1 protein-coding gene and 1 pseudogene are annotated in these 21273 nt (G+C 76.0%); both read right to left on the bottom strand.

All coding sequences use genetic code 11. From position 1 onward, the window contains the following. Positions 1 to 19: 19 nt before the first annotated feature. A pseudogene (locus GA0070623_RS00365) lies at positions 20 to 5455 on the bottom strand (beta-ketoacyl synthase N-terminal-like domain-containing protein); the annotation flags it as partial. A gap of 51 nt (positions 5456 to 5506) precedes the next feature. Further along, positions 5507 to 21262 (bottom strand): type I polyketide synthase, encoded by a 15756-nt coding sequence (locus GA0070623_RS00360; protein WP_089003839.1) that lies wholly within the window; start codon positions 21260 to 21262, stop codon positions 5507 to 5509. Positions 21263 to 21273: the final 11 nt, after the last annotated feature.

The following is a 21273-nucleotide window of genomic DNA, read 5'->3' as shown; positions in this document are numbered from 1 at the left end:
GTCTGCGGTGGTGCGGTGGTCAGGCGAAGCGGTCGACGAGCGCGAAGAGCTCCTCGTCGCTGGCGGTGTCGAGGTCGTCGTCGGAGGGGCCGGGATCGGCCGCCGCCTCGGCCGCGTTCAGCAGCTCCCGCAGGCGGGCGGTGATCCGGTCGCGGGCCTGCCCGTCCCCGGCGACGGCACCGATCGCCGGGGCCAGGCCGTCGAGACCGGCCAGCACGGAGTCGACCGGCGACGCCTCCTCGACGGCGATCTCCCCGCGCAGGTGCCGGGCCAGGGCCTGCGCGTTCGGGTAGTCGAAGACCAGCGTCGCCGGCAGCTTCAGCCCGGTCGCCTCGCGCAGCCGGTTACGCAGCTCCACCGAGGTCAGCGAGTCGAACCCGGCGTCCTTGAACGCCGCGTCCGGCCGCACCGCGCCCGCCTCGGCGTGCCCGAGCACCACGGCGACCTGGGTCCGTACCACGTCCAACAGCAGCGCCTCCTGCTCGGCCGGGGTGAGCCCGGCGAGCCGGCGGGCCAGCCCACCGTCCCCGCCGGTCGCGGCCCGCGCGGACTGCCGGCCCGTCCGGACCAGACCACGCAGCAGGTGCGGCACGCCGCCACCGGCGAGGGCGTCGGCCCGTACCTCCCGCAGGTCCAGCCGGACCGGCACCAGCAGGCCCGGACCGCAGGCCAGGGCGGCGTCGAACAGCTCCATGCCGTCCACGGACCCGAGGCCACGGACCCCACCGCGCCCCTCCCGCCGGCTCATCCGGTCCAGGGTCACCTGGTCGATGGTGTCCGCCATCCCGGTGAGCTGCTGCCACGGCCCCCAGGCCAGCGACAGCCCGGGCAGGCCCGCCGCCCGCCGCTGGGTCATCAGGCCGTCCAGGTACGCGTTGGCCGCCGCGTAGCCGCCACTGCCCGCCCCCATGAAGATCGACGAAGCGGACGAGTAGGCCACGAACGCGTCGAGGGCGAGGTCGCGGCTCAGCTCGTCCAGGTGCCGGACCGCGTCGACCTTCGGGGCGAACACCCGGGCCAGCTTCTCCGGGGTCAACGCCCCGACGACGCCGGCGTCGAACACCCCCGCCGTGTGCACGATCGCGGTCGGCCGCTCCCCCGCCAGCAGGGCGGCGACCTGGTCCCGATCGGACAGGTCACCGGCCCACACCGACACCTCGGCGCCCTGCGCGGTCAGCTCGGTGACCAGCTCGGCCACCCCGTCGGCGGCGCGGCCCCGACGGCTGGCCAGCACCAGCCGCCGTACCCCGTGCCGGCCGACCAGGTGCCGGGCCGCGAGCGCGCCCAACGTGCCGGCGCCCGAGATCAGCACCGTCGACTCCGGACCGAACCCGGACGCGACGTCCGGGTCCGGGGTGGCCCGGGCGAGACGCGGCACGGACAGGGTGGTCCCCCGCACCGCCACCTGCGGCTCACCGCTGGCCAGCACCGCGCCGAGCACCGCCTCCGGGCCGTCGGCGGCGGCCGGATCGCCGTCCAGCAGCACGATCCGGTCCGGGTTCTCCACCTGGGCGGCCCGCACCAGACCCCACACCGCCGAGGCGGCCGGATCGGTCACCGTGCCGTCCCCGGCCGGCATCGCGCCCCGGGTGGCCACCACCAGCCGCGACTCGTCCCGTTCGCCCGCGGCCAGCCAGGCCTGCACGACCGCCAGCACCCGCGACGTCACGGCCAGCGCGTCGCCGGCGCCGACCGCCGTCACCACCACCGCCGCGGGCGGGTCGGTCAGGGCGGCCACGTCGTCGGGGCCGTCCACCGCCACCCACGACGGCGACGGGTGTCCGCCCGCCGGGGGCAGCTCGGTCCAGTCGACCTGGAACAGCGCGTCGGTCCCGGCCGGATCCACCTGCCCGGTGGCCACCGCGCGCAACACCAGCGAGTCCATCGTCAGGACCGGCCCGCCGGTCTGGTCGGCGGCCTCGACGACCATCGTGTCCGGTCCGCCGGTGGTGACCCGGACCCGCAGCGCCGACGCGCCCACGGCGTGCAGCACCAGCCCGTTCCAGGCGAACGGCATCACCGACCGCCCGGGTTGCTCGGCCGGCCCGGCCGCCGCGGCGGCGACGGTGCCGGTCTGCAGGGCGGCGTCCAGCAACGCCGGGTGCAGGCCGTACCCGGCGGCCTCGGCGCGGTGCTCCTCGGGCAGGGCGACGTCGGCGAACACCTCGTCGCCACGCCGCCACACCGTCCGCACCCCCTGGAACGCCGGTCCGTAGCCGTAACCCCGCTCCACCAGGTCGGCGTAGAAGTCGCCGACCTCGACCCGCTGCGCGCCCGGGGGCGGCCACGCGGTGAAGTCGAACCGGCCGCCGGTGTCGCCCGAGCGCGCCGACAACGTGCCGGTAGCGTGCCGGGTCCACCCGTCGGCGGTGTCGTCGCGCAGCGAGTACACGTCCACCTGGCGTACGCCGTTGTCGTCCGGTGCGCCCACCGCGACCTGGACCCGCACCCCGCCGTGTTCGGGCACCACCAGCGGGGTCTCCGTGACGAGCTCGTCCAGCACCGGGCAGCCCACCTCGTCACCGGCCCGCAGGGCCAGCTCCACCAGGCCGGTGCCGGGGAAGAGCACCACCCCGCCGATGGCGTGGTCGCCCAGCCAGGGATGCGACCGCACCGAGAGCTGCGTGGTGAGGACCACCCCGTCGGACTGGGGCAGCCGCACCACCGCGCCCAGCAGCGGGTGGTCCGTCGCGGACTGGCCCAGCGCCGTCGCGTCGGTCGCCGTGTCGGCCGACCGGAGCCAGTAGTGCCGGTGGTCGAAGGCGTAGGTGGGCAGCTCCACCCGGGCCGACGTCGCCCCCGCCGGCAGCCACCGGGTCCAGTCCACCGGCACGCCCCGGACGAACAGCTCGGCCAGCGAGACGAGCATCCGGCGCGGGCCACCGTCGTCACGGCGCAGCGAGCCGGTGACCAGCACGTCCGCGTCGTCCACGAGCTCGTTGACCGGCTGGACCAGCACCGGGTGGGCGCTGACCTCCAGGAAGATCCGGAACTGCCGGTCGAGCAGGTCCGCCACCGCCGGGGCGAACCGGACCTGGTGGCGCAGGTTGCGGTACCAGTACCCGCCGTCGAGCACCCCGGCGTCGGTGATCCACTCGCCGGTCACGGTCGACCGGAACGGCACCGTCGGCGCCTGCGCGGTGATCCCGGCCAGCGCCCCGGCCAGGGTGTCCTCGATGTCCGCCACGTGCCGCGAGTGCGAGGCGTAGTCCACCGCCACCCGCCGCACCCCGACGTCCTGGCCCGCCAACGACTCCAGCGCCTCGTCCAGCGCCTCGGCGTCCCCGGCGACCACCACCGACGTCGGGCCGTTCACCGCCGCCACCTCGACCCGATCGGCCCACGGCGCCAGCCGGGCGAGCGCGTCGTCCTCGCTCAGCGCCACCGTCGCCATGCCGCCCTTCCCGGACAGCGTGGCGGCGATGGCCCGGCTGCGCAGCGCCACCACCCGGGCGGCGTCGTCGAGGGACAGCGCCCCCGCCACGCAGGCCGCCGCGATCTCGCCCTGCGAGTGGCCCAGCACGGCGTCGGGTCGTACGCCGGCCGACGTCCACACCGCGGCCAGACCGACCATCACCGCGAAGCTGGCCGGCTGGAGCACGTCGACCCGGGCGGCCAGCTCGGGGTCGGCCTCGCCGCGCAGCACTTCCTCCAGCGACCAGTCGATCCATGGCGCCAGGGCGGTCGCGCACTCGGCGATCCGGGCGGCGAACACCGGCGAGGAGTCCAGCATTTCCCGGCCCATCCCGGTCCACTGCGAGCCCTGACCCGGGAAGACCCAGACCAGCTTCCCGGGGGCGCGGGCCCCGCCGGTCACCACCCCGGCGGCGTCCTCCCCGCGGGCGAGGGCACCGAGCCTGGTCACCGCCTCCTCGGTCGAACCCGCCACCACGACGGCGCGGTCGTCGAACACCGCCCGGCCGGCGACCAACGTGGCGGCCACCCCCGCGAGCGGCGGCCGGGCCGTGGCGAGGAACCCGGCCAGCCGCTCCGCCTGACCGGCCAGCGCCACCGCGCCGCGCGCCGTCACCACCAGCGGCAGCACCCCGGACGCCGGCGGCTCGCCAGCCGGCTCATCGTCGGGGGCCTCCTCGATGATCAGGTGGGCGTTGGTCCCGCTGACCCCGAACGACGACACCCCGACCCGGCGCGGATGCCCGTCACGCGGCCACGGACGGGCCTCGGTCAGCAGCTCCACCGCCCCCTCGGACCAGTCCACCCCGGTGCTGGGCGCGTCGACGTGCAGGGTGGGCGGCAGCACCCCGTGCCGCAACGCCTGCACCACCTTGATCACACTGGCCACCCCGGCCGCCGCCTGCGCGTGACCGACGTTCGACTTCAACGACCCGAGCCAGAGCGGTCGCTGCGGATCCCGGCCCTGGCCGTACGTGGCCAGCAGCGCCTGCGCCTCGATCGGATCGCCGAGGGACGTGCCGGTGCCGTGGCCCTCCACCACGTCCACCTCGGACGCCGCCAACCCCGCACTCGCCAACGCCGCCCGGATCACCCGCTGCTGCGACGGACCATTCGGCGCCGTCAACCCGTTCGACGCACCATCCTGATTCACCGCCGAACCCCGCAACACCGCCAACACCCGATGCCCACGCTCCCGCGCCACCGACAACCGCTCCAACAACACCACCCCCACCCCCTCCGCCAACCCCATCCCGTCCGCACCCTCCGCGAACGCCTTGCACCGCCCGTCCGCCGCCAACCCCCGCTGCCGGGAGAACACGACGAAGGAGTTGGGGCTGGACATCACCATCACGCCGCCGGCCAGCGCCATCGAGCACTCGCCCTGCCGCAGCGCCTGCGCCGCCAGGTGCATCGCCACCAGCGACGACGAGCAGGCGGTGTCCACGGTCACCGCCGGCCCCTCGAACCCGAACACGTACGACACCCGGCCCGAGGCGACGCTCGACGCCACCCCGGTCCCCGCGAAGCTCTGCATCTCCGGCCCGATCGGGCCGGAGCCGTAGCCCTGCGGGGCGGTGCCGACGAACACGCCGACGTCGGTGCCCTTCAGCGTGGTCGGGTCGACGGCGGCGTTCTCGAACGCCTCCCAGGAGGCCTCCAGCAGCAGCCGCTGCTGGGGGTCCATGGCCAGCGCCTCGCGCGGCGAGATGCCGAAGAACCCGGCGTCGAACAGGCCCGCCTCGTGCAGGAAGCCACCCTGGTCGACGTACGAGGTGCCCGAGTTGTCGGGATCGGGGTCGAACAGGTTGTCCAGGTCCCAGCCCCGGTCGGTGGGGAAACCGGACACCGCGTCCCGGCCCTCGGACACCAGCCGCCACAGGTCCGCCGGGCCGGCCACCCCGCCCGGGAGGCGGCAGGCCATCCCGACGATGGCGATCGGCTCCCGGGACGCGCCGAGGAGCTGCCGGTTGCGCTTCTTCAGCTCACCGGCCTCGGCCACCGACCGCCGCAACGCCTCGACGACCTTCTCGTACGACGCACTCACCAGAGGTCTCCCATTCCTCGCAAGCCACTGCCGGACCACCCCGGACTACTCACCGCCGAGCACCATTTCCACCAGGTCGTCGACGTCCAGGTCGCCGACCTCCCGCTCCGCCACGGCACCGTCGTCCGGCTCGTCCGTGACGGCGAGTTCGAGCAGCGCGTCGACCAGCCCCGCCGCCCGCAGCCGGGCCAACGGGACCGACGCGAGGGCCTGCCGCAACCGCGCCTCGTCCACGCCGCGCTCCACTGCCGGCGCGGTGTCCTCCGGGCGCAGCCGGGTGCGCAGGTGGTGGGCGAGCGCCGACGGGTTCGGGTAGTCGAAGACCAACGTCGGGGGCAGCTTCAACCCGGTCGCCTCGCGCAGCCGGTTACGCAGCTCCACCGAGGTCAGCGAGTCGAACCCGACGTCCTTGAAGGCCACGTCCGCCCGGACGTCCTGCGGGTCGGTGTGCCCGAGCACCGCCGCGACCTGGCCACGTACCAGATCCAGCAGCAGCGCCTCCTGCTCGGCCGGGACGAGCCCGGCGAGCCGGCGGGCCAGCGAGTCCTGCGACGCGACCGCGGCCCGGGCCTGCTGCCGGCCGGCGCGCACCAGTCCCCGCAGCAGCGACGGCACCGCGCCGCCCGCGGCGACGTCGGCCCGCATCGCCTGCGGGTCCAGCCGGATCGGCACCAGCAGGGCCTGGTCGGTCCGCAACGCCGCGTCGAACAGCGCCAGCCCGTCGGCCCGGCTCAGCTCCAGCACGCCGCCCCGGCTGGCCCGCGCGTGGTCGACGATGCTGAGGTGGGCGGCCATCCCGACGCTGCGTTCCCACAGGCCCCAGGCCAGCGAGAGCCCGGGCAGACCGGCCGCCCGGCGGTGCGCCATCGCCGCGTCCAGGAACGCGTTCGCGGCCGCGTAGCTGCCCTGGCCGCCGCCACCGACCACACCCGCGACCGACGAGAACACGACGAACGCGTCCAGGTCCCGGCCCCGGGTCAGCTCGTCGAGGTGCCGTACCGCGTCGACCTTGGGGGCGAACACCCCGGCCAACCGGTCCGGGGTCAGCCCGCCGACCAGACCGTCGTCGAACACCCCTGCGGTGTGCACGACACCGGTCACCGGGTGCCCGGCCAGCAGGGCCGCGACCTGGTCCCGGTCGGAGACGTCGCAGGCCACCGCCGACACGTCCGCGCCCGCCGCGGTCAGCTCGGCGACCAGCTCGGCCGTCCCGTCGGCGGCCGGGCCACGCCGGCTGGCCAGCACCAGCCGTCGTACCCCGTGCCGGTCCACCAGGTGCCGGGCCACCAGCGCGCCCAGCGCGCCGGCACCGGAGACCAGGACCGTGCCGTCGGGCCGGAAGACGTCCGGGGCGTCGTCCCGGAGCGGCTCGGTGGCCCGGGCGAGCCGGGGCACGCACAGCCGGCCCGCCCGCACCGCGAGCTGCGGCTCACCGGCCACCAGCGCCAGGTCCGGGTCGGCCCCGGGGGCGGGATCGGCGTCCAGCAGGACGATCCGGTCCGGGCTCTCCGCCTGGGCGGCCCGGACCAGACCCCACACCGTCGCGGCCGCCGGATCGGTGACCAGGTGGTCGCCCCCGGCGGGCACCGCCCCCCGGGTACGCACGACCAGCCGGGCCTCCTCGAACCCGGGCTCGGCCAGCCACGCCTGCACGACCGCCAACACCCGGGAGGTCACCGCGAGCGGACCGGCGCCGCCGTCGGCGTCGAGCACCACCACCGTCGGCGACCCGTCGCCCCCGGCCAGCGCCGTCACGTCGTCGGCGGTGGACACCGACGTCCACGCCGGCACCGGCTCGGCGGCGGTCGCGGGCAGCTCGGTCCAGTCCACCCGGAACATCGCGTCCCGCACGTCGTGCCCGGCGGCCCCCAGTTGCGCCGCCGACACCGGCCGGGACACCAGCGAGTCCATCGTCAGCACCGGTCCGCCGGTCTCGTCGGCGGCCTCGACGACCAGGGTCTGCGACCCCTGCGGCGCGAGCCGGACCCGCAGCGCCGTCGCACCCTCGGCGTGCAGGACGAACCCGTTCCACGCGAAGGCCAGCACCGCCTCGCCCGGCTGCTCACCCGGGGCACCGGCCGTGGCGGCCTGGAGCGCGGCGTCCAGCAGCGCCGGGTGGACGCCGTACCGGCCGGCCTCCGGGCGCAGGTCCTCGGGCAGGGCCGCCTCGGCGAACACCTCGTCACCGCGCCGCCACACCGCCCGCAGGCCCTGGAAGGCGGGTCCGTAGCCGTAACCCCGCTCGGCCAGGTCGAGGTAGAAGTCCCCGACGTCGACCGGCTCCGCGCCCGGCGGGGGCCAGGCGGTGAAGTCGAAGCCGGTGCCGCCGCCCGGCGTCGCGGAGAGCACACCGACGGCGTGCCGGGTCCAGGTGCCCGGGCCGCCGTCGCGCCGGGAGTACACCTCCACCCCGCGCGTGCCGTTCGCGCCCGGCCCGCTCAGCGCCACCTGGACCTGCACCCCGCCCTGCTCGGGAAGGGCCAGCGGCGCCTCCACCACCAGCTCGTCCAGCACCGGGCAACCGGCCTCGTCACCGGCGCGCACGACCAGCTCCACCAGCCCGCTGCCGGGCAGGATCACCACCCCGCCGACCGCGTGGTCGGCCAGCCACGGATGCGAGCGCACCGACAGCAGCGAGGTGGACACCAGACCGTCCGAGGCCGGCAGGTGCACCACCGCGCCGAGCAGCGGGTGGTCGGTCGCCACCTGCCCCAGCGACGTGGCGTCGGTGGCGGAGCCGCTGGGCTGCCGCAACCAGTAGTGCCGGTGGTCGAAGGCGTACGTCGGCAGCTCCAGCCGCGGGGGCGGCGGGGGCAGCAGCCCGGTCCAGTCCACCGGCACGCCCCGGACGTACACCTCGGCCATCGAGGTCAGCAGCCGCCGCAGGCCACCGTCGTCGCGCCGCAGCGATCCGGTCACCACGACGTCGGCGTCGTCGACGATCTCGCTGATCGGCTGGACCAGCACCGGATGGGCGCTGACCTCCACGAAGACGCCGTGGTCCTGGCCGAGCAGGTCCCCGACGGCCGGCCCGAACCGCACCTGACCGCGCAGGTTGCGGTACCAGTACCCGCCGTCCACCACCCCGGCGTCGCGGATCCACTCGCGGGTCACCGTCGAGTAGAACGGCACCGTCGGGGCCTGTGCCCGCACCTCGGCCAGCGTCTCGGCGAGCAGGTCGCGGATCTGCTCCACCTGGACGGTGTGCGAACCGTAGTCGACCGCCACCCGCCGGACCCGTACCCCGTCGGCCTCCCACGCGGTGAGCGCCTCGTCGAGGGCCGCCGCGTCGCCGCCGACCACCACCGAGGTGGGGCTGTTGACCGCGGCGACCTGGACCAGGTCGGCCCAGGGCGCGAGGCGGGCCACCGCCTCCTCCTCGCTCAGGGCGACCGACGCCATGCCGCCGCGGCCGGACAGCTCGGCGGCGATGGCCTGGCTGCGCAGCGCCACCACCCGGGCCGCGTCCTGAAGCGTCAGTGCGCCGGCCACGCAGGCGGCGGCGATCTCGCCCTGGGAGTGCCCGATCACGGCGTCCGGCCGCAGCCCGCACGACCGCCACACCGCGGCCAGGCCGACCATCATGGCGAAGCTGGCCGGTTGCAGCACGTCCACCCGGTCCAGCAGGTCCGGCGCGGCCTCGCCGCGCAGCACCTCGATCAGGGACCAGTCGGTCCACGGCGTCAGCGCGGCCGCGCACTCGGCGATCCGCTCGGCGAAGACCGGCGAGGCGTCCAGCAGCGCCCGGCCCATCCCGGCCCACTGCGTGCCCTGGCCGGGGAACACCCAGACCACCTTGCCGGACGCCCCCGTCCGGCCGGTGACCACGCCGGGCGCGTCCTCGCCCCGGGCCAGCGCGGTGAGCCCGGCCGTCGCCTCGGCCCGGGAACCGGCCACCACCACGGCCCGCTCGGTCAGCGCGGCCCGGCCGGACACCAGCGCCCCGGCCACCTGGGCCAGCGGCACCCCGTCGGCCCCGTCGAGGTACGCCGCGAGCCGGCCGGCCTGCGCCGCCAGCGAGGCGGCGCTGCGCGCGGAGACCGGCACGGGCAGCACGTCCGGGAGGGTCACCGGCTCGGGGGCGGGGGACTCCTCCTGCGGCGGCGCCTCCTCGATGATCAGGTGCGCGTTGGTGCCGCTGACCCCGAACGCGGAGACCCCGGCCCGGCGCGGGTGCCCGTTGCGCGGCCAGTCACGCGCCTCGGTCAGCAGCTCGACCGCGCCGGCCGACCAGTCCACCTCGGGGGTGGGCGCGTCCACGTGCAGGGTCGCCGGCAGCACCCCGTGCCGCAGCGCCTGCACCACCTTGATCACCCCGGCCACCCCGGCGGCGGCCTGCGCGTGACCGATGTTCGACTTCAGCGACCCCAGCCACAACGGCGTGCCGGGATCCCGGTCCTTGCCGTACGTGGCCAGCAGCGCCTGCGCCTCGATCGGGTCGCCCAGCGCGGTGCCGGTGCCGTGCGCCTCCACCGTGTCCACCTCGGCCGGGGAGAGCCCGGCGTTGGCCAGCGCCTTGCGGATCACCCGCTGCTGCGACGGCCCGTTCGGCGCGGTCAGCCCGTTGGACGCGCCGTCCTGGTTCACCGCGCTGCCGCGCAGCACCGCCAGGATCTGGTGACCCCGTTCCCGCGCCACCGACAGCCGCTCCAGGACCACCACGCCGACGCCCTCGGCCCAGCCGGTGCCGTCGGCGGCGGCGGCGAACGCCTTGCAGCGCCCGTCCACGGCCAGCCCCCGCTGCCGGGAGAACTCGACGAACGCACCCGGGTTCGCCATCACCGTCGCGCCCCCGGCCAGCGCCATCGAGCACTCGCCCTGCCGCAGCGCCTGGGCGGCCAGGTGGATCGCCACCAGCGACGACGAGCAGGCCGTGTCGATGGTGATCGCCGGCCCCTCGAAGCCGAAGACGTAGGAGACCCGGCCCGACGCCACGCTCGACGACCCGCCGGTGCCCGCGAAGCCCTCCAGCTCCGGGGTGACCACACTGGCCCCCGGCGCGACGTAGCCCTGGCCGAAGACGCCGGTGAACACGCCGACGTCGGCGCCCTTCAGCGCGGTGGCGTCGACCCCGGTGTCCTCCAGCGCCTCCCAGGACGTCTCGAGCAGCAGCCGCTGCTGCGGGTCCATCGCCAGCGCCTCGCGCGGCGAGATGCCGAAGAATCCGGCGTCGAACAGGCCCGCCTCGTGCAGGAAACCCCCCTGGCTGGTGTACGACGTGCCCGGACGCTCCGGGTCGGGGTCGAACAGCCCCTCCAGGTCCCAGCCCCGGTCGGTGGGGAACCCGGACACCGCGTCCCGGCGCTCGGTCACCAGCCGCCACAGGTCCGCCGGCCCGGCCACCCCGCCGGGCAGCCGGCACGCCATGCCGACGATCGCGATCGGCTCCTCCGGGTCGGCGGCCGGCCCGGTCGGCAGGGTCGTCACCGTCGGGGTGCCGTCGCCCAGCTCGTCGCGCAGGTGGCGGGCGAGGGCCTGCGGGCTCGGGTGGTCGAACACCAGCGTGGCGGGCAGCTTCAGGCCGGTCGCCTCGCGCAGCCGGTTGCGCAGCTCCACCGAGGTGAGCGAGTCGAACCCGGCGTCCTTGAACGCCCCGTCCGCGCGGACCGCGCCGGCACCGGAGTGCCCGAGCACGGCCGCCACCTGACCGCGTACCAGGTCCAGCAGCAGGGTGAGCTGGTCGGCCGCGGAGAGCCCGGCCAGCCGTTCGGCCAGCCGGCCGCGGCCCGCACCGGCGGCACCCGACCGCGCCTGCCGGCGACCGGCGCGGACCAGTCCGCGCAGCATGTGCGGCACCGCGCCGCCGGCCGCCGCGTCGGCGCGGACGCCGCGCAGGTCCAGCTTCGCGGGCACCAGCAACGCCTGCTCCGCGCCGAGGGCGGCGTCGAAGAGCGCCATCCCCTCGGCCTGCGTCATCAGCTGCAGACCACCGCGCCGGCTCATCCGGGCCCGGGTCAGCTCGTCGGTGTTCGCCGCCATCCCGGTGCTCTGCTCCCACAGGCCCCAGGCCAGCGACAACCCTGGCAGACCCACCGACCGCCGCTGCGCCATCAACCCGTCCAGGAACGCATTCGCCGCCGCATAACTGCCACTACCGGCACCCATGAACACCGCCGACACCGACGAGTACACGACGAACGCCGTCAACGGCAGCCCCCGCGTCAACGCGTCCAGGTGCCGCACCGCGTCCACCTTCGGCGCGAACACCCGGGCCAGCTTCTCCGGGGTGACCGTCTCGATCACGCCCGCGTCCAGGACCCCGGCGGTGTGCACCACCGCGGTCGGCGGGTGCTCCGCCAGCAGGGCGGCCACCTGGTCCCGGTCGGACACGTCGCAGGCCACCACGGCCACGTCCACGTCCCGCCCGGTCAGCTCGGCGACCAGCTCGGCCACCCCCTCGGCGGCGGTACCCCGCCGGCTGGCCAGCACCAGCCGGCGGACACCGTGCCGGTCCACCAGGTGCCGGGCGACCAGGGCGCCCAGCGCGCCGGCGCCCGAGACCAGCACCGTGCTCTGCGGACCGAACCCGGCATCGGCGTCGGCCGCCCGGGCGGCGCGGGCGAGCCGGGGCACGGACAGGGTCGTCCCACGCACCGCGAGCTGCGGCTCGCCGCTGGCCAGGGCCGCACCCAGGACCGGCTCCGCGCCTGCGTCGCCGGTCGGGTCCAGGTCGAGCAGGACGATCCGGTCCGGGTTCTCACCCTGGGCGGCCCGCACCAGGCCGCACACCGCCGCCCCGGCCGGGTCCGGCACCGCGCCGTCCCCGGCGGGCACGCCACCGCGGGTGGCGACCACCAGCCGTGACTCCTCCGGCCCCGACCCGGCGAGCCAGGCCTGGACGACCTGGAGCACCCGGGCGGTCACCGTCAGGGGGTCACCACCGCCGGTCGCGTCCAGCACCACGGCCGGGGGTACGTCGGTCAGGGCGGTGACGTCGTCAGCGGTGTCGACAGTGGTCCAGGCCGGTGTCGGGACCGCCCCGGCGTCGGGCAGCCCGGTCCACTCCACCTGGAACAGCGAGTCGACCGGTCGGGTGCCGGCCCCGGCGGTGGCCGCGACGGACAGCGCGCCGAGGCCGAGCGAGTCCGCGGTCACCACCAGCGCGCCGGTGTCGTCGGCGGCGGTCAGCGACACCGTGTCGGCGTCGATCTCCACCAGCCGGACCCGCAGCGTCGACGCGCCCACCGCGTGCAGCACCAGCCCGTGCCAGTCCCGCGGTCGCCGCGGCGACGCGTCGACGCCGTCCGCCGCCGGCAGCAGGGCCGGGTGCAGGGCCGCGTCCAGCAGTCCGGGGTGCAGGCCGTACCCGGTCGCCTCCGCGGCCTGCTCCTCGGGCAGGGCGACCTCGGCGAACACCTCCTCGCCCCGACGCCACACCGCCCGTACCGCCCGGCCGTACGGGTGGTCGTCGTCGGCCGGTCCGGCGAGGTCGACCGGCCGCGCGCCGGGGGGCGGCCAGGCGGTGAAGTCGAACGGTTCCGGGGTGCCGGGGGTGGGCGACAGCAGGCCGGTGGCGTGCCGGGTCCACACCTCGTCGGCGGTCCCCTCGCGCAGCGAGTAGACGTCCACCGTGCGGGTGTCGTCGCGGCCGGGTCCGCTCAGGGCGACCTGGACCCGGACGCCGCCGTGGGCGGGGACCACGAGCGGGGTGTCGACCACCAGTTCGTCGAGGACCGGGCAGCCCGCCTCGTCACCGGCGCGCACGGCCAGCTCGACCAGCGCGGCGGCCGGGACGACCACGACGTCGCCGACGGTGTGCCCGGCCAGCCACGGGTGCGACCGCACCGACAACCGCGAGGTGGCGACCAGGCCGTCGGACTGCGGCAGCCGGACCACCGCGCCGAGCATCGGATGGTCGGCGCTGGCCATCCCGAGCGACGCCGCGTCCGCCGCCACCGCCGGATGCAGCCAGTAGTGCTCGTGGTCGAACGCGTACGTCGGCAGGTCCACCCGGCCGGTGACCGGCGGCAGCACGGCGGTCCAGTCGACCGCCACCCCGTGCACGAACAGCTCGGCCATCGACGTCAGCAGCCGTCGGGTGCCGCCGTCGTCGCGGCGCAGGGTGCCGGTCACCAGGACCTCGGCCTCGGTGCCGTCGACCAGGTCGCTGATCGGCTGGACCAGCACGGGATGCGCGCTCACCTCCACGAACACCCGGTGACCCTGGTCGATCAGCTCGGCGACCGCCGGGCCGAACCGCACCTGGTTGCGCAGGTTGCGGTACCAGTAGTCGCCGTCGACGACCCCGGCCTCGCGGATCCAGCTCCCGGTGACGGTGGAGTAGAACGGCAGCGCCGGGGCGTGCGCGTCGATCCCGACCAGCGCCTCGGCGAGCTGGTCCTCGATGTCCTCGACGTGCCAGGTGTGCGAGGCGTAGTCCACCGCCACCCGCCGGCCGCCCAGCGCCGCTACGGCCTCGGCCAACGCCTCGGCGTCGCCCGCGATCACCACGGAGGAGGGGCCGTTGACCGCGGCGATCTCGACCCGGTCGCCCCACGGCGTCAGCCGGGCGAGCACCTCCTCCTGGCTCAGCGCGACCGAGGCCATGCCGCCGCGGCCGGACAGCTCGGCGGCGATGGCCTGGCTGCGCAGCGCCACCACCCGGGCCGCGTCCTCCAGGGTCAGCGCGCCCGCCACGCAGGCCGCCGCGATCTCACCCTGCGAGTGACCCACCACCGCATCCGGCACCACACCCACCGACGACCACACCGCCGCCAACCCCACCATCACCGCGAAACTCGCCGGCTGGAGCACGTCCACCCGCTCCATCAGCGCCGGGTCGCACTCCCCCCGCAACACCTCCGGCAGCGACCAGTCCACCCACGGCGCCAGCGCGGCGGCGCACGCGGCGATCCGCTCGGCGAACACCGGGGAGGCGTCCAGCAGGTCCCGGCCCATGCCGACCCACTGCGTCCCCTGGCCGGGGAACACCCACACCAGCCTGCCCGGCGCACGGACGCTGCCGGTCACCACACCGGCCGGGGTCTCGCCCCGGGCCAGCGCGCCCAGCCCGGCCGTCGCCTCCTCGGCCGAACCCGCCACCACCACGGCCCGGTCGCCGAGCACCGCCCGGGTGGACAGCAGCGCGCCCGCCACCCGGGTGAGCGGCACCCCGTCGGCCCGCTCCAGGTACGCCGCCAGCCGGCCCGCCTGACCCGCCAGGGAGCGGGGGCTGCGGGCCGACACCACCAGCGGCACCACGCCGCCGGCCGGTTCCTCCGGGGCGGCGTCCGGGATCACCTCGGCCGGCGCCTCCTCAAGGATCAGGTGGGCGTTCGTGCCGCTGATGCCGAACGACGACACCCCCGCCCGGCGCGGACGGCCGTCGGGCGACCACTCCCGGGCCGCGGTGAGCAGCTCGACCGCCCCCATCGACCAGTCGACCTGGTGGGTCGGCTCGGTCACGTGCAGGGTGGGCGGCAACGTGTCGTGCCGCAGCGCCTGCACCATCTTGATCACGCTGGCCACCCCGGCCGCCGCCTGGGTGTGCCCGACGTTCGACTTCAGCGACCCCAGCCAGAGCGGCCGCTGCGGATCCCGGTCCCGGCCGTAGGTGGCCAGCAACGCCTGCGCCTCGATCGGGTCGCCCAGCGCGGTGCCGGTGCCGTGCGCCTCCACGGCGTCCACCTCGTCCGGCGTCAGGCCGGCGTTGGCCAGCGCGCTGCGGATCACCCGCTGCTGCGACGGGCCGTTCGGCGCGGTCAACCCGTTGGACGCGCCGTCCTGGTTCACCGCGCTGCCCCGGACCACGGCCAGCACCCGGTGGCCCCGCTCCCGGGCCACCGACAGCCGCTCCAGGACGACGATGGCGACACCCTCGGACAGCACCGTGCCGTCCGCCGTCGCGGAGAACGCCTTGACCCGCCCGTCCTCGGCCAGGCCACGCTGGCGGGACATGCCGAGCACGCCGATCGGGGAGCCCATCACCGCGACCCCACCGGCCAGCGCCATCGAGCACTCGCCCTGCCGCAGCGCCTGCGCCGCCAGGTGCATCGCCACCAGCGACGACGAACACGCCGTGTCCACGGTGACCGCAGGTCCCTCGAAGCCGAACGCGTACGACACCCGGCCCGACGCCACGCTGCCGGCAGTGGCGGTGGTGACGAAGCCCTCCAGCTCCGCCGGCATGTTGCTCAGCGACTCCAGGTAGTCGTGGATGGAGACGCCGGTGAAGACGCCGACGTCGTGGCCGCGCATCGCGGTCGGGTCGACGCCCGCCCGCTCCAGCGCCTCCCAGGAGGCCTCCAGCAGCAGCCGCTGCTGCGGGTCCATCGCCAGCGCCTCCCGCGGGGAGATGCCGAAGAAGCCGGCGTCGAACAGCCCGGCGCCCTGGAGGAAACCCCCCTGCCGGGTGTACGAGGTCCCGGGGCGGTCCGGATCCGGGTCGAACAGGCCCGCCAGGTCCCAGCCCCGATCCTCGGGGAAGGGCGACATCCCCTCCCGCCCCTCGAATAGCAGGTGCCACAGCCCGTCGGGATCGGTGACCCCACCGGGCAGCCGGCAGGCCATGCCGACGATCGCGATCGGCTCGTCCGGGTCGGCGAGCACGGTGACGGTGGTCGTGGTGCCGGCCACCGTGTCGCCCAGCTCGGTGCGCAGGTGCCGGGCCAGCGCCACCGGAGTGGGGTAGTCGAAGACCAGCGTGGCGGGCAGCTTCACCCCGGTCGCCGCGCTCAGCCGGTTGCGCAGCTCGACCGCGGTCAGCGAGTCGAACCCGATCTCGTTGAAGGTGCGGGTGCCCTGCGCCAGCTCCGGTCCGCTGAAGCCCAGCACCCCGGTCGCCTCGGCCTGGACGATGCCCACCAGGATGGTCTCCTGCTCCTCCGGCGTCAGCCCGGCGAGCCGGCGGACCAGTCCGCCGCTGTCGCCGGCCGACGCCCGGGCCACCCGCCGGCTGACCCGGACCAGGCCGCGCAGCAGGTGCGGGACGTCGGTGCCGGTGGCGGCCTGGGCACGCAGCGTCTTGAGGTCGAGCTTGATCGGCACCAGCAGCGCCTGGTCTGCCCGCAGACCCAGGTCGAACAGGGCGGTGCCCTCGTCGGGGGTGATCGCCAGCACGCCGCCCCGGCTCATCCGGGCCTGGTCGACGGCGCTGAGGTGGGCGGTCAGGCCGGTGCTCTGCTCCCACAGGCCCCAGGCCAACGACACGCCCGGCAGTCCGGCCGCCCGGCGGTTGGCCATCACCCCGTCGAGGAAGGCGTTCGCGGCGGCGTAGTTGCCCTGCCCGGCGGAGCCCATCAGCGCGGCGGCCGACGAGAAGACCACGAAGGCGTCGAGGTCGGCGTCCCGGGTCAGCTCGTCGAGGTGCCGTACCGCGTCCACCTTGGGGGCGAAGACGCCGGCCAGCCGCTCGGGGGTCAACGCGCCGATCACGCCGTCGTCCAGGACACCCGCCATGTGCACCACACCCGTCGGGCGGTGCTCCGCCACCAGGGCCGCGACCTGCTCCCGGTCGGAGACGTCGCAGGCCACCGCGGACACGTCCGCGCCCTGCGCGGTCAGCTCGGCGATCAGCTCGGCCACCCCGTCGGCGGCCGGACCCCGCCGGCTGGCCAGCACCAGCCGGCGTACCCCGTGCCGGCCCACCAGGTGCCGGGTGATCATGGCGCCCAGCGAGCCGGTCCCGCCCGTGACCAGCACGGTCCCCTCCGGCCGGAACACGTCCGGCGCACCCGGATCCTGGTTCGCGGCGTGCGTGAGCCGGGGCGTGGCGAGGGTGGTCCCGCGCACCGCGAGCTGCGGCTCGCCGCTGGCCAGCGCCGGGCCCAGCAGCAGGTCCGGGCCGGCGGGGTCGGCGTCGAGCAGGACGAACCGGTTCGGGTTCTCGGCCTGGGCGGCGCGCAGCAGACCCCAGACCGCCGCACCGGCCGGATCGACCACCACGCCGTCCCGGGCCGGGGTCGCGCCCCGGGTCACCACCACCAGACGCGCGTCCGCCAGCTCGTCCGCGGCCAGCCAGGCCTGCACCACGGCCAGCACCCGGGAGGTCAACGCCAGCGGCCCCTCGTCGTCACCGACCGCGTGCAGGACGGCCGTCGGCGCTTCGGCCGCGCGGCGGGTCAGGGCCGGCACGTCGTCCGGGCCGGTGACCGTCGTCCAGGACCACGCGGGGGCGGCGGCGACCGGGGGCAGCTCGGTCCACTCCACCCGGAACAGCGAGTCCCGGTTCTCCTGCGCCGCCGTCTCCAGCTGGTCGGCCGAGACCGGCAACGACACCAGCGAGTCCATCGTCACGACCGGGGCGCCGGTGTCGTCGGCGGCCTGGAACGACAGCGCGTCCGGCCCGCACGGGGCGACCCGGACCCGCAGCGCGGACGCTCCGGCGGCGTGCAGCACCAGCCGGTTCCACGCGAACGGCAGCACCCGCCGGTCGTCGTCCGGGTTGGCGAAGGCGTTGGTGTGCAGGGCGGCGTCCAGCAGCGCCGGATGGATACCGAACCTGCCGGCGTCCTCCCGCTGGTCGTCCGGGAGCGCGACCTCGGCGAACACCTCGTCGCCGCGCCGCCACACCGCCCGCAGCCCCTGGAACGCCGGCCCGTAGGCGTAACCCCGCTCGACGAGGTCGGCGTAGAAGCCCTCGATGTCGACCTGACGCACCCCGGCCGGCGGCCACGCGGTGAAGTCGAACCCGCCCACCGGCGTCGTCGGCGGCGTCGCCGCCAGCAGGCCGGTGGCGTGCCGGGTCCAGGTGTCCGTGCCGTCCTCGCGCAGCGAGTACACGGAGACCGGACGCAGCCCGGTCTCCGCCGGACCGCCGACGGCGACCTGGAGCCGCACCCCGCCCTGCTCGGGCAGGACCAGCGGCGCCTCGATCACGAGTTCTTCCAGGACCCCGAAGCCGAACTCGTCGCCGGCCCGCACCGCCAGGTCCACGTAGACCGTGCCGGGGATGATCACCATGCCGCCGATCGCGTGCCCGGCGAGCCACGGATGCGTCCGTAGGGACAGCCGCGAGGTGAAGACCAGCCCGTCCGACTGCGGCAGCGGCACCACCGCGCCCAGCAGCGGGTGGTCGGCGCCGACCAGGCCCAGCGACGCCGCGTCGGTGGCCGAGTCCCCCATCCGCAGCCAGTAGTGCTGGTGGTCGAACGCGTAGGTGGGCAGCGGCAGCGGCGGCACGCCCGCCCCCTCGGGCAGCAGCACCGCCCAGTCCAGCGCGACGCCCCGGACGTACAGCTCGGCCATCGACGTCAGCAGCCGGCGCAGGCCGCCCTCGTCGCGCCGCAGCGAGCCCGTCACCACCACGTCGCCGCCGGCCCGGTCGACGATCTCGCTGATCGGCTGGACCAGCACCGGATGCGCGCTGATCTCGACGAACACGCCGTGCCCCTGGGCCAGCAGCTCGGTCACCGCCGGCCCGAACCGCACCTGGTGGCGCAGGTTGCGGTACCAGTAGCCACCGTCCACCACCCCGGCGTCCCGAACCCACTCCCCCGTCACGGTGGAGTAGAACGGCACCGTCGGCGCGGACGCGGTGATCCCGGCCAGCGCGTCGGCGAGGGCGTCGCGGACGTCCGTCACGTGCCGGCTGTGCGAGGCGTAGTCCACCGCGATCCGGCGGACCCGCACACCCTGGTCGTCGAGCAGCTCCAGGGCCTCGTCGAGGGCGTCGGCGTCCCCCGCCACCACCACCGACGACGGACCGTTGACCGCGGCCACCTCGACCCGGTCGGCCCACCGGGCCAGGCGCTGGGTCGCCTCGTCCTCGCTCAGGGCGACCGACGCCATGCCGCCCCGCCCGGACAGCGTCCCGGCGATCGCCTGGCTGCGCAGTGCCACCACCCGGGCCGCGTCGTCCAGCGACAGCGCACCGGCCACGCAGGCCGCCGCGATCTCGCCCTGGGAGTGGCCGAGCACCGCGTCGGGCTGCACGCCGACCGACGCCCAGACCGCCGCCAGCCCCATCATCACCGCGAAGCTGGCCGGTTGCAGCACGTCGACCCGCCGCATCACCGCCGGGTCGACGTCCCCCCGCAGCACGTCGACCAGCGACCAGTCGACCCAACGCTCCAGGGCGGCGGCGCAGTCGGCGATCCGCGCCGCGAACACCGGGGAGGAGTCCAGCAGCTCCCGGCCCATGCCGGCCCACTGCGTGCCCTGACCGGGGAACACCCACACCACCGGACCCGGCGTCCCGGAGCCGGTCACCAGGCCGGGGGCGTTCTCCCCCCGGGCCAGCGCCCCGAGCCCGGCCACCGCCTCGTCGGTCGAGCCGGCCACCACCACGGCCCGCTCGCCCAGCGTGGCACGGCCCGCCACCAGCGTCCCGGCCACCTGCGACAGCGGTGCCGGGGTGTCGGCGACGAACGACGCCAGCCGCTGCGCCTGCGCCGCGAGCGAGGTGGCGGTGTGCGCCGACACCACCAACGGCACCACCCCGGCCGGGGACGCCTGCGGGGCCGGGTTGGCCTCCTCGGGCGCCTCCTCCAGGATCAGGTGCGCGTTGGTGCCGCTGGCGCCGAACGACGACACGCCGGCCCGGCGGGGACGGCCGTTGCGCGGCCAGTCCCGCGCCTCGGTCAACAGCTCGACCGCGCCGGCCGACCAGTCCACCTGCGGGGTGGGCGCGTCCACGTGCCGGGTCGCCGGCAGCACCCCGTGCCGCAGCGCCAGCACCGTCTTGATCACACCGGCCACCCCGGACGCCGCCTGGGTGTGGCCGATGACCGACTTGACCGAGCCGAGCCAGAGCGGCTGCTGCGGATCCCGGCCCTGCCCGTACGTGGCGAGCAGCGCCTGGGCCTCGATCGGGTCGCCGAGGGTGGTGCCGGTGCCGTGGCCCTCCACGGTGTCGACGTCGGTCGGCCGGAGCCCGGCGCTGGCCAGCGCGTTGCGGATCACCCGCTGCTGGGACGGGCCGTTCGGCGCGGTCAGCCCGTTGGACGCGCCGTCCTGGTTGACCGCGCTGCCCCGGATCACCGCCAGCACCTGGTGGCCCCGCTCCCGGGCCACCGACAGCCGCTCCAGCAGCAGCACGCCGACGCCCTCGGCCCACGACGACCCGTCGGCGCCCGCCGCGTACGACTTGCACCGCCCGTCGAAGGCGAGCCCCCGCTGGCGCGCGAAGCCGACGAACCCGCCGGGGGTGGCCATCACCGTCGAGCCGCCGGCCAGCGCCATCGAGCACTCGCCCCGGCGCAGCGCCTGGCTGGCCAGGTGCACCGCCACCAGCGACGACGAGCACATGGTGTCGACGGTCACCGCGGGTCCTTCGAGCCCGAGCGTGTAGGCGACCCGGCCGGAGGCGACCCCACCGGCGGTGCCCAGCGCACGCTCCAGGCTGAGGAATCCCTCGAACCCGCTGAGGTCGGGGGCGTAGTCCTGGTGCACGATCCCGGCGAACACCCCGACGTCGCTGCCCCGCACCGAGTGCGGGTCGATGCCGGCCCGCTCGAAGGTCTCCCACGCCACTTCGAGCAGCTGCCGCTGCTGCGGGTCCATCGCCAGGGCCTCCCGGGGGGAGATCCCGAAGAACGCGGCGTCGAACTGCGCGGCGTCGTGCAGGAAGGCGCCCTGGCGGACGTACGTGGTCCCGGGGTTGTCCGGGTCGGGGTGGTAGAGGCCCTCCAGGTCCCAGCCGCGGTCGGTGGGGAAGCCGGTGTAGACGTCGGTGCCGTCGGTCACCACCCGCCACAGGTCCTCGGGGCCACGGATGCCACCGGCGTACCGGCAGGCCATCGAGACGATGGCGATAGGCTCCGCGGCTGCGGCGGCGAGCGCGCTGTTCTCCTGCTGAAGCCGGGCGTTCTCCTTCAGCGAGGCACGCAGTGCCTGGACGATCTGCTCGTCTGGCGCCGACATAACCCATCCTC

This window comes from Micromonospora rifamycinica (assembly GCF_900090265.1).
GTDB lineage: Bacteria > Actinomycetota > Actinomycetes > Mycobacteriales > Micromonosporaceae > Micromonospora > Micromonospora rifamycinica.
This window is presented reverse-complemented; position numbering and strand designations above follow the sequence as displayed.

Bases quoted from the DNA above. Each gene is read 5' to 3' on its own strand.
- GA0070623_RS00360 (WP_089003839.1), bottom strand. From the start codon at position 21,262: ATGTCGGCGCCAGACGAGCAGATCGTCCAGGCACTGCGTGCCTCGCTG.